The organism is Paenibacillus terrae (genome assembly GCF_000943545.1).
Classification (GTDB): Bacteria; Bacillota; Bacilli; order Paenibacillales; family Paenibacillaceae; genus Paenibacillus; species Paenibacillus terrae_A.
In genome coordinates this window covers 1-10,928 of the sequence record NZ_JTHP01000116.1, presented here as the reverse complement: position 1 = coordinate 10,928, position 10,928 = coordinate 1, and the positions used below count along the sequence as shown (strand labels likewise).

General features: G+C 35.4%; 15 protein-coding genes and 2 pseudogenes. 12 read left to right on the top strand and 5 right to left on the bottom strand.

The features are described from left to right. Positions 1-238, top strand: a pseudogene (locus QD47_RS32300) (ABC transporter substrate-binding protein); the annotation flags it as partial. 24 nt (positions 239-262) lie between these two features. Further along, positions 263-1,045: a hypothetical protein gene (locus QD47_RS27930; protein ID WP_044649188.1), complete on the top strand. Its 783-nt coding sequence runs from the start codon at positions 263-265 to the stop codon at positions 1,043-1,045. 183 nt (positions 1,046-1,228) lie between these two features. Here the strand turns inward: QD47_RS27930 and QD47_RS31290 are convergent. Further along, a pseudogene (locus QD47_RS31290) lies at positions 1,229-1,468 on the bottom strand (alpha/beta hydrolase); the annotation flags it as partial. A gap of 64 nt (positions 1,469-1,532) precedes the next feature. Here QD47_RS31290 and QD47_RS27925 point away from each other — a divergent pair. Together QD47_RS27925 and QD47_RS31285 are read left to right on the top strand one after the other, a co-directional pair. Further along, positions 1,533-1,766, top strand: a complete 234-nt coding sequence (locus tag QD47_RS27925; RefSeq protein ID WP_082067337.1) for an alpha/beta hydrolase family protein — start codon at positions 1,533-1,535, stop codon at positions 1,764-1,766. Positions 1,767-1,924: 158 nt separating this feature from the next. Then, positions 1,925-2,086 carry a DUF255 domain-containing protein gene (locus QD47_RS31285; RefSeq protein WP_082067336.1) on the top strand — a complete coding sequence of 54 codons (162 nt, stop codon included), beginning with the start codon at positions 1,925-1,927 and terminating at the stop codon, positions 2,084-2,086. Positions 2,087-2,133: 47 nt separating this feature from the next. On the opposite strand, the gene QD47_RS27920 is transcribed toward QD47_RS31285, so the two are convergent. From QD47_RS27920 to QD47_RS27915, 3 genes are read right to left on the bottom strand one after another with little or no spacing between them, the layout of a single operon-like run. Further along, positions 2,134-2,970 (bottom strand): recombinase zinc ribbon domain-containing protein, encoded by an 837-nt coding sequence (locus QD47_RS27920; RefSeq protein ID WP_268794279.1) that lies wholly within the window; start codon positions 2,968-2,970, stop codon positions 2,134-2,136. Between the two features lie 12 nt (positions 2,971-2,982). Then, positions 2,983-3,207 carry a hypothetical protein gene (locus tag QD47_RS31960; RefSeq protein ID WP_152643895.1) on the bottom strand — a complete coding sequence of 75 codons (225 nt, stop codon included), beginning with the start codon at positions 3,205-3,207 and terminating at the stop codon, positions 2,983-2,985. Between the two features lie 21 nt (positions 3,208-3,228). Continuing rightward, positions 3,229-3,624 carry a recombinase family protein gene (locus QD47_RS27915; RefSeq protein ID WP_044649185.1) on the bottom strand — a complete coding sequence of 132 codons (396 nt, stop codon included), beginning with the start codon at positions 3,622-3,624 and terminating at the stop codon, positions 3,229-3,231. 239 nt (positions 3,625-3,863) lie between these two features. Between QD47_RS27915 and QD47_RS27910 the strand changes: the two genes are divergently transcribed. The 4 genes from QD47_RS27910 to QD47_RS27895 all read left to right on the top strand — a co-directional run bounded on the left by QD47_RS27910 (position 3,864) and on the right by QD47_RS27895 (position 7,442). Beyond that, complete coding sequence (locus tag QD47_RS27910; RefSeq protein WP_082067335.1) at positions 3,864-5,297, top strand: toll/interleukin-1 receptor domain-containing protein; 1,434 nt, start codon at positions 3,864-3,866, stop codon at positions 5,295-5,297. A gap of 208 nt (positions 5,298-5,505) precedes the next feature. Next, on the top strand, positions 5,506-5,763 hold the full coding sequence (locus tag QD47_RS27905) for a hypothetical protein (protein ID WP_044649184.1): 258 nt from the start codon (positions 5,506-5,508) through the stop codon (positions 5,761-5,763). Between the two features lie 235 nt (positions 5,764-5,998). Further along, a complete protein-coding gene (locus QD47_RS27900; RefSeq protein WP_044649183.1) occupies positions 5,999-6,241 on the top strand; it encodes a hypothetical protein in 243 nt (80 codons plus the stop codon). Between the two features lie 304 nt (positions 6,242-6,545). Next, positions 6,546-7,442: a DUF3298 and DUF4163 domain-containing protein gene (locus tag QD47_RS27895; protein ID WP_044649182.1), complete on the top strand. Its 897-nt coding sequence runs from the start codon at positions 6,546-6,548 to the stop codon at positions 7,440-7,442. Positions 7,443-7,532: 90 nt separating this feature from the next. On the opposite strand, the gene QD47_RS27890 is transcribed toward QD47_RS27895, so the two are convergent. Next, positions 7,533-7,763: a helix-turn-helix domain-containing protein gene (locus tag QD47_RS27890; protein WP_044649181.1), complete on the bottom strand. Its 231-nt coding sequence runs from the start codon at positions 7,761-7,763 to the stop codon at positions 7,533-7,535. 171 nt (positions 7,764-7,934) lie between these two features. Between QD47_RS27890 and QD47_RS32740 the strand changes: the two genes are divergently transcribed. The 4 genes from QD47_RS32740 to QD47_RS34345 all read left to right on the top strand — a co-directional run bounded on the left by QD47_RS32740 (position 7,935) and on the right by QD47_RS34345 (position 10,135). Beyond that, complete coding sequence (locus QD47_RS32740; RefSeq protein WP_200893538.1) at positions 7,935-8,591, top strand: hypothetical protein; 657 nt, start codon at positions 7,935-7,937, stop codon at positions 8,589-8,591. A gap of 43 nt (positions 8,592-8,634) precedes the next feature. Continuing rightward, positions 8,635-9,081: a hypothetical protein gene (locus QD47_RS27880; RefSeq protein ID WP_044649180.1), complete on the top strand. Its 447-nt coding sequence runs from the start codon at positions 8,635-8,637 to the stop codon at positions 9,079-9,081. A gap of 502 nt (positions 9,082-9,583) precedes the next feature. Next, positions 9,584-9,925: a hypothetical protein gene (locus QD47_RS27875; RefSeq protein WP_044649179.1), complete on the top strand. Its 342-nt coding sequence runs from the start codon at positions 9,584-9,586 to the stop codon at positions 9,923-9,925. Positions 9,926-10,045: 120 nt separating this feature from the next. Then, on the top strand, positions 10,046-10,135 hold the full coding sequence (locus QD47_RS34345; RefSeq protein ID WP_412178006.1) for a putative holin-like toxin: 90 nt from the start codon (positions 10,046-10,048) through the stop codon (positions 10,133-10,135). Positions 10,136-10,928 lie beyond the last annotated feature (793 nt).

The following is a 10,928-nucleotide window of genomic DNA, read 5'->3' as shown; positions in this document are numbered from 1 at the left end:
ACACGACGACTCGGAATATAATCCTGATCATATCATTTTGCAGTTAGATGATGAGTCCAGTCAAGAAGTTCGGAATAGATATGAGGATATGCTGAACAGCTCTTTATGGAAAAACATGACAGCCGTGAAGAAAAAACAGGTTCACATGATGGGAGGCAAGGAATGGTTTAGTCTGGGCATGTCTCCACTGGCAGATCTTTATGCTATTAACGATGTCGTTCATGCTTTTGAAAAATAGATAACAATAATGGGAGTGTATGCTATGGGCACGGTTGATTTTCAACATTTGGAAGAAAAATTTTTCCTTACTTTGAATGAGCTTGATAAAACCGTGCTTACCGTCCCTGCATTGGATCTATTAAAAGTTGAAAATATGAAGCACTTAATCGACACATACGGCACGCTCATCAAAGCTAGAGAACGATCTGTAGCGGCAGCTTTTTTTATTAGCTGGTACGCAGGAGTATGTGGTGCGATGCAGCACATGCTGTCTCGAGGCGACGAGTTGCTTTTGGATTTATCATTATCTAATTTATCCGTACAATTATATGTAGCTGACGGCTATCCGCTTTTTTCATTTAAAATCAACGAAGTGCGATTTAACCAAATTTCGACAATGAATCGGGATGATGAGTACAAGAAATCGCTTGATTCCTTTTACAGGGAACAGGTAACGCCTATAATCCAACTTTTGTCCCAACTGGCCCCCATAAACGCTATTCCATTATGGGGACAAATCGTTAATGCGTTGTATGCTCAAATGGAAGAAGAGTTGGCCGAAGCCTCGGATGAAGAAAGTAGAACCATGATCGTTTCTTTTTTCAAATTGCTCACACACGATGTCGATGCTAGTGCGTTCGGACTCCGTAATAACCCGTTTAATATTAAACCAAATTTCATTGAACATCCAAATATCCCTGATCAAAAAATGTTAGTGAAAACAGCTTGTTGCCTGGCTTATTGCTTGGATCGTGAATTTGGTTACTGTTACGCATGTCCGAGGGTAAAAGAAAAGGATCGGGCATTAATGAGAGCCAGAAACTAGAAAATAAAAAGAATGAACTGTCCATAGAACACTTAGCGTATCTAAAGCAATTTGAGCCGCATGATTAAACCGACCCCATAATTGGAGTCGGTTTTTACTTGCCGATTGGATAACAACGATTGAAGCTATGGAACTACGATTTTGATGGGCATGTTGCGTAAAAAAACTATATTTTTACAGTTGTTATAGGAATTTTTTCATTTCATTAAATGCTAACTCCCTGTGACCTGCTTGGCAGTGTTGCTCACCACCCGTTTCTTTAGTAAATACTTTGGTTGTAATGGAAGCAGCATTTATTAATTCTTGTTGAATTTGTGGTAGTCGGCTAATAGGTACGTATTGATCGTCTTCTCCAGCTAATAGAAGGACATCTTGATTAATGAATGCTCCAATGCCGTGCATCGTGTGCTTTTCGAACTTCTTGCCACACTTTGCGAATGTATTTTCTGCTTTGACTCATAAAAAGGATCAGGATTTGAAACGGTTTATGGATGGCATGACCATGGAAGGATACGCTAACCTGATCAAATGTCCGCTTTTTTTAAATCATGGAAAGCTTGACCCCTTATTTTCAGCTTCCGGTATTCAAAGAATTTATGAGGAGTCTATTTCTGTAAATAAAACAATTAGACTATGGGATGATGGAAACCACTGTGTAACCAATCATGCAACTGAAGTTATTACAATGATAACGGACTGGTTTACAGAAGTATTGCGTTGAAGGGAGCTAACTCAGTGATTGAGTATGCGCTGAAACTAAAGATAAAAGATATGAGGAGAACTGTTAAGGTAATCCAGAATTGATGAATGCGACTCATTTGGGTAAACTAACACTAAGCATATCTTTACCCAAATCCAACCGAAAAGAGGTGATGCCCCATGACAACGAACAGCAAGCCCAATAGATTAATCGCTGAGAAATCGCCTTATTTGCTCCAACACGCTCATAATCCAGTGAACTGGTATGCGTGGAGTGAAGAAGCGTTTGATACAGCGAGACGAGAAAATAAACCTATTTTCTTATCTGTTGGGTATTCGTAGTGTGGCTTTAATCAACTTGTCATTGGTGCCATGTCCCCAAAATACACCTACTTAAACAAGACTTCTACTTGCGGAACGTCCCCATTGTTATTCTTAATATATATAACCTTCTCAATGATTTCTTTTAGTAGACTATTTTTGGTTTCTGTTTCAACAGAAGTGCTATCAAGTATAGAGAATACATCCTCAAACCTTTTTGCTTTTTGGTCATTAGTAAGATCGGATTGTTTTCGAAGTAATAATTGATAATCAACAATTTCAGCTTCTAGCTTATTAATATCTGATTTTCTTTTATTTAGCCTGTCCAAGTATTCTTCTTTGTCGTAATCACCTTCTTCATACATATCTTTGATGCGAGAGATGGCTTTATTGACTTTTTGGATCTTATCCTCAGTTGTAGCAATAAGTTTATTGTAATCCACGAAGTTCATACCTGTGGTTTCTTCTTCAGTTTTTAATCTAATCGCTTCATCTTTCAGAAGATATTTTACGGCTTCTAGAACAGTAGAAAGCTTGTTCCCTTTGTTATCACATTTGTTACCAACATGGTCTGCTTTACGACAAGGTTTAATTAGAGCTTCTTTTATTCCTTTGTCCTGCATTTGCATACTTTTACTACACTTTGCACAGTAAAGTATTCCACTAAATATGAAAGCGCCACGCCTAGCAGCAGGATGAAATTTAGTACGAACTTTTATCTTATTAAGTATTTCATTATGTTCTTCTTGAGATTTCAATATCTCATGGCAATTTTCAACAACTATCCATTCTTCTTTATCAAAATATTTTAAGTCTTTTGTCTTTTTATTCTTATGTGCTGATCCTTCACCTTTATTTGTTATTATTTTGCCCATATGTGTTTCATCTAAAATTATCCTTCTAATTGTGTTGTCATGCTATACTCCACCTTTAGGAGACGGTATTTGTAATCTATTTAAATGCCAAGAGATTTTTTGTAGTGGTTCACCACAAATAACCATTTCTTTTATCATATTATATGTTTCTACTCTTTCTGTATGAGCTACTAAGCCTTTTCTTGCTGGTTCATATATATAGGGATATGGAGGAGTCCCATTTGTCCAATTTCCTCTTCTTGCTCCAAGTTTTTTCCCACGAGCCAATCTTTTTTTAAATGCTTTATATTATTGTCTAGCAATCAAACCTTTTACATCAACCATTAAATCATCTGACTCGTCTGACAGATTATATATTTTTTCAGGTGTGACAATGAGCGTTTCAGATTCAATAAACACTTTCTTCACATAAGCTTGATCGCTTAAATCACCACGACCCAAACGATCATAATCTACAACAATCACAGCGTCATATATTCCGTCTTGCACATCTTTTAATAATTGTTTGAACTTAGGACGATATTCAATATCTTCAGAACTTGCTATTTCAAAATACTCAATATAGCGCCATTTATTTTTAATTGCCATTTCAACGAGAATAGAACGATGCTTGTCTAAATCCTTTGTTCCTTCACCACGAGACTTTCTTAAATAAAAAGCTACATCCTTAATATCGTATTCCATAACTACTCATCCTCCACATGACACGTAAATACATAATTAGAATAAGTATATAATATTCATTGAGTGAAGTATATAAAACCCACTGATTGTATTATCTTCCTAGAGAAACAGCCTTAGAACGAACGTGAGAGCTTCTCAGGAGTGTGTCAGCATAAAGTGTTCGGAATAAAAAAATACTCGAACAGTAGTACTTGATATGGTATATTGTTCCTATATTTTTTATAAGGGGTTATTATGATATGACAACTGAGTCAAAAAAACCACCTACAGTGTTTATTTCGTATAGCTGGACAACAACAGACCATGAACAGTGGGTCTATGAACTGGCTACGCGTTTGATGAGCGATGGAGTTATGGTTAAATTAGACAAGTGGGATTTAAAAGATGGAAATGATACATTGGCATTTATGGAAAGTATGGTAACTTCAACAGAGATCGATAAAGTCTTAATTATCTGTGAGAGAGGTTATCAAGCTAAAGCTGATAAAAGAACTGGTGGTGTAGGTACTGAGACGGAATTAATTACTCCTAAAATCTATGGAAATGTGGGACAAGAAAAATTTATTCCAGTTGTTTCAGAGAGAGATGAGGAGGGCAAACCGTTTTTGCCTACATTTTGCAGCTCTAGAATGTATGTTGATCTTTCCAGTGAGTATGAGAAAGGCTACGAAAGACTATTAAGAACCTTACATCAAGCTCCTATGCATAGAAAACCAGCATTAGGGTCTGTCCCATCGTTTTTATTTGAACAAGAGGTTTCGCACTATGAATCTTCAAATCTAATCAAACTATTAAATAGTGCCATAGAGAACAATCCAAAGCGAGTAAGAGGAATTACAAGCAGCTTTATAGATACTTTCTTGGGAGAATTGAAACAACTTGAAATAACATCTATAGATAATCTTTTAGATGAAAAAGTTAAAGAAAAAATAGATGAATCTTTGCCTCTAAGAAATGTATATATAAATTTCATAAATTCTTTATGCGAGTCAGATGAAATAGATTCTGACTGGATCGTAGAATTATTTGAGAGTTTGTATCCTTTAGCCCATAATCAAAAAAGCAATAGCTACTATGAGTCACAATTTGACCAATTTAAATTTTTTATTACTGAATTATTCATTTATACATGTGCTATTCTGATTAAACATAATCAATACAAGGTACTTTCAGAAGTATTTAATAGCGAGTTTCACACAAAGAATTTTACTCATGATAATTTAAAAATTCGTTTTGAAGGATATAGATTTTATATAGAGTCTTTAGAAAGATTAAATGAAAGACTTGGGTATAGAAAGTTTAGTTATACTGGCGAAATACTCAGTCAACGTGCTGATAACTCTCTAATTAGTAAGGAAGAGTTTTTGAATACTGACCTTCTTTTACATTATATTTCCAAAATTTTAAGGCCAGATGAAAGATATTTCTGGTTTCCAACTACTTATATGTATCGATCTACTTACGCACATTTTAAGCTTTTGTCTAAGCTTAAGTCTAAACGCCATGCTGAGAAAATTAAATGTATTTTTAATGCGGATACAATTGAAGAACTTAAATTAAGCATTTCGAGTTATTCTGTCGCTCAACCAATTCGTATACAGAATGACCATTTCAATCAAGCACCTCACATTGCAAGCATTATTAAACCTGATGAAATAGCCACTATGCTTTAATTTGAATTTTCTACTAAAGAGGATTTAATTATTTCTCAAAGCTTTTTAATACGAATATATAAAACATCAATTTCACTATCCAGTTGCCCCCATATTGAAGGTGACTGGATTTTTTGTGTCCAAATCATGCAACACGTCAAATTGACGTTTCGCTGATATTGAGAAGTTTGGAAAGATCAATAGTCCATCTAAAGAAAGTCTATGAATAATGCATATACTTTTAAGCATGTTGCTGAGTCAATTGGGCTGGACAGAGGTTCCAGTAGAAATTATTGATATTGATGAATGGGAAGCCGAATATCGTCTTATTGCAGAGAATAGAGAGCGTAGAGGAGAGTCAGAGACCGATCCTGTTAAAAAGGGTCGTCATGCTGCTTTTTTAAAGGAATATTGGGGAGTAAAGAATGGTGGTAATCAAAGCGCTGGTCAATTTGTCCAGCGGTCAATGAAGGATGTTGCTAAATGATTGGTGAAAACGATATCAACATTGTGGAAAATTTTCCACCAAGTAATGATGTTGTGGATTAAACTATCGTAAATGTTCGTGTTCTCAATATGGACTTTTTTGTTCACATTGAGATATGTAATTCTCAACCGCCAACTTTGGCGAATGAAGCTAAATTATATAGCTTGGTGCAACCTTAAGATTCCCCGACATCGGAGAAACTGAACGTCTAGAATGGGCTAGAGAGCTTGAACAATTGGAGAGATTAAAGGCAAAGGAGCGTCAAGGAACTCGTACAGATAGTGATAACAACATCACGCAAAATTTTGCGGAAAGTAATCAGGGGAAAACACGAGATGTTGTTGCTGAGGCTATTGGATTTGGTTCTGGTAAGCAGTATGAAAAGGCTAAATACATTGCCGATAATGCTGATCCAGAAACTATAGAAGTAGGGGTCTCCGCAAAATTCCTGAAGGTTCAATTATACTGTCAGTGCTAACCAGTTTGGTTAATGCTCAGACATGGCGATTCACCATGTTAGAATCAGGTATTATCTAGGGTGACACCAACCGTCACCTGCCTATAGCACACTTTTTCATGTTTTTGATAGGCGCGTACTTTTTTCGGGATTCCCCGAAGCAAGCTTTTTGCTTTGGAATTCCCCAAAGTGATACACATCTAATAAATAGGAGCGCCTGACGAATTACTGTTTATTAATTAATAAGGCTGTACAAAGCATTATACTTTTGATATATAATTTAAAACGTCTTAAAATAACGTGTTAATGTGAATGGAGAGGTGTAATGAAAAGATTTATTGGCATGTTGACTTTAGTCACTCTAATTGTTTATAGCCTAAGTCCCGTTACAAGCATTAAAGCTGCTTCAAGTAAAGCTAAAATTGAACAAGCCGTATACAAAGGCCAGCCCTATGTAAGAGCGAGTGGGATAAATCAAACAGCAGCTAACAAGATAAATCAAGCGTTGAAACAATATGCTGTTAATGCTGCTGCTTCATCCGTTAAACTCAAAAAGGCTAATAAAGAGAGTTGGCATAAAATAAGTGTTAAAACTGTCTATAACAGCAACGCTAAGCTTTCTGTATTGTTTGAGTATAGCATTTACTATGGTGGTGCACACGATGTCCAAGGTACTGACACATTCAATTTTGATTTAACTACAGGCGACAGAATTTATCTAAAAGATGTAATTAACAATCAGACGAAGTTAGTAAACACACGTACATTTATAACATATATGCTGTCCGAAAAATTCAAAAAGAATCCTTCATCTATCTTTGAAGAATCTATTACTAATTATCCATTTGACCCAGTAGAAACTGGTTTTTACTTTGGTAATACGGGTATAGCTGTTAGATTTGATCCATATCAGGTTGGTCCATTTTCTGAAGGCATAATTGATATTCCAGTTCCGTACACAGTGATTGACTATAAAGCACCTACAATATCAATAAATGCAAATCAAGATGTAATTAAGTCAAAAATAGATGATGACTTTGAGGGATTTGATGAAGGGAATATTTACGAATTAGCAAATGGACAGATATGGAAACAGGAGAATTATCATTACCATTATGCATATTCATATAGACCTGATGTAATTATCTATAAAGATGGTGGCTCCTACTATATGAAAGTAGAAGGGCAAGATCAAGCGGTTAGAGTGTCAAGATTGAAATAGCCATCTAAAAAGGAATAAGATATACAACAAATAAGCCTAGATAGGATCATCTAGGCTCTTTACTGTGTCTGCACTTAACTATTATATTGGCTAATCTTTGGGTTCTTCTTGTAATTCGTCGTCTGGAACAAAATCTATAATATCAGTCAATTTACAGTTAAAAACCTTACATAATTTATCTAACCATTCAACATCAATTCGCTTAATAGTTTCGTCATACAGCATTCCTACAGTTCCAGCACGGATGCCAGTTAATTCCGCAAGTTCTTTTCGAGTCATTTTATGTTTTCCCAATTGCTCTGAAATTTTAATCTTGATCATTAAGTTAACTCCTTTTCGACATATGTATTAATAATATCATTTTGAAATAAAATATCAATATTCGATAATAAATTACGCCTAGTGTATTTACATGTATCTCTTAGTGTGATATTATTTCATCATAAGTTATAAAATAACACTAAGTGTTAAAGATGAAAGGGCGAAAACGAAATGACCAAAACAGAAGTAGCCAACAACCAAGCTATCATCGACATTGTACGCATGAATCAAGTATGGGATTCAGAAGAGGAAGCCGCCGATACAGAACTACACTTTTACCACATCACTGATGCTCTAAATCGCAAATGGCAGACGATTGGTCTAAACGTTTCAGATGCTATACAAGTGTTTGAGCAAGGTAACGATGGAGAATGGACTAAAATTATCAAGCCAGCACCGTACAATCCTGGCCTGTCCACCAATGACCTAATCAATATGCTCAATGTCTCTCCTGAAGCAACAGGTATCCGAAACGATATGCAAATTATCCTGAACACTGTTGAGAGAAGAAATTCCTTCATTAGCAGAATCATCAACGTTAATGGAGAAGACACATTTCTTCTGCTTCACCAAATGAAGGATGAATACCTTCAGCATAATCAACTTACAGATAAACAGTTCATTCAATTGTACGCTGTGAATCCCGTGGAAGCTCTGTCCATGTATTTCCTACAATCCATTGATATCATCGCATATTGGGAATGGCGTGACGCTGAAGGTACTGCTGAGAAGGCTATCCAGTATAAACGTGAGGAACCATTGATGCCGTTTATTCAGGCTATTGAACGTGCAGAGGATGAAGCTATGGATATTGTTTCAGGCTACTAATGTGTCACGTTACCCAACTATAAAACGAATGGAGAAGATACATATGTTAATCGTATTGAATAACCAAGAGGTAGTCAATTTGACCACTACTGAAACTCCATTTCACTCTGACCTGACAATTGAAAAGCTCTGCTACTTCCTTGATATCTCACCTAAGGCAACTAGCCTTATCACCAGCATGAAATTCATGCTCAACACAATTGAACGTATGAACGAGTTTCTTCAACGCTCAACTTTTGCTAATCACCCATTGTCATTGCTCACTGTTATGCGGAAAGAGGACATTGACGCTCACGGCTACACTGACAAAGCAACTTTCGTTTATGACTATTATCGAGATAAACAGTCAGCATTGGAAAATCTGTTCCAAGAAGATATGCCAGCTTGGAAAGTAAATCGACTGAATTCAGATGATCCTGAACGCATCTATGATGTTTACGCTGAACGAGGTAAATATTCAACGTCTGGAGAAGTTGCTTTGTTTATCTAATACATAGCAGGACAGGTCAAAACTATATATTCATTATAGGCTATATCTGTCCTACTTAATTATATAACAACGTAATAATAACATTCAGTTGGCTTTAATAACCTTTTTAGGGCTTTTAACACCTATGACAATTAAATGTAAAAGAGTCATTTTATCATCATAATCAACACTATAACGTTGACAATACATTCTATCAAATCAACCAAGGAGCGATAACCAATGTATAAATGCGGACGACTCATTAAAGGAAAACTTTTCATACAGACTTGGGATGGTCAATTAATTAGTCTGAAAGTGCTGGCTCAGGCCAATAGGTAGGTGCATGAAAAAGGAAGCTGAAACAAGAAAAAATATGCATACAGGAGTCATGGAGGACATGATTTCAAATCACCCCCCTTTGATATGGAGTAAGCGCCTAGCAATAGGCGTTTTTTTGTTACTATAGACCTATCACCTAAGACATGGTAAAATATTGGTATAATCTGAGAGGTGAAGTACAGCTATGTTCCGTTGTTTGAAATGTGGACAAGGTTACAGGGAAGGTGCTACTCATTGTACCAAATGTGGAAATTTACTATATGATCAGCGAAATGACACAATAGGTTATGAAAAACCTAAATTAAGCTTAGATAAAAAATTTATTCTCAAACTGATTTTATTATTAGCATTTATTCTTTTTATAATGGGTATCTTCTCGTTTATTTCTTCATGCATTAATAATAACGCACCTGAACCAAAATCTATTGATCAAATGACGAACAAAGAGTTAAATCAGTTTATGGAATGGAAAAAGGAACAAGAACAGAAAGAATATAATAGTTCTTCAATAAAAACATCTAAATAAATTTCAACGCGTAGCATAATATTATGAATCCTTTCTCTCTATCTAAACAATATGTTATAATATTCCTTGGTAACAGAATGGCTTAGATGGGCGGTCGGCTAGTCTCCTGCAAAGGAGGTGATGCCTGTGGAGGTATATCAAGCATTGACGCTTATGATTTCATTTGCGACTTTGATTGTGCTCATACTCTCTTTCCACAACAAAAAGTAGACCGCCCGTGACAAGGTAATGGTCTACTTTTTGCCCGTTAATATTTGTCTCAGCCACCGCCCTTATAAGCGGTTGTTGCCAAAAGAGTAGGGATGCTTCAACATCTCTGCTCTTCTTTATTATATACTTCTTGACTTTATTTTATCACAGGTTTATCAGCATTTACAATGCGGAAAAGAGGATAAATGGATAACAGCTATAATTTTTCTGATTTAAAGAAACAACCTAAAATTAGCTGAAAGGATGTTACAGGTGGTGAAGCTATTAAGACAAATAAGATGTGCAGTAAGAAAAAAAACAATGTGAATGTTTTGACAAAGAGATTAAACAAGTCAGCGCGAAAATATGTGATAAGAATTTTTCGATAAGCAAAGTAAAAGAAGAAACTGCTCAAATCAATAATGTTTTGCTCAATATTACAACATTGACTGATTTGATGAGAGTCAGGACTGATATTGATATTCCAGACAACTATAAATTGTTTGTTAGTGATAGACCTTGTTCGTTAGATCCCTCAAATTGTAAAGAGTATTATAGATCTATTAAAAAAGAGAATGTTAAATTACGAAATATATATTCAAATACGTGCAAAGATTTAAAGGGTTTAGCGGATATACAATCCGATATTAAACGGCTATATCGCTTTAAAACAGAAGAAAATTTCAATAACTATTTTTTTCAATTAGGTCGTGATAAAAAAGATAAGCTAATTTGTATAACATTTGATATGAATTCCTTTGATATTAATTATACGCCTACTCTTTTTCTGTCATACGGTCGGGTAAAAGAGACA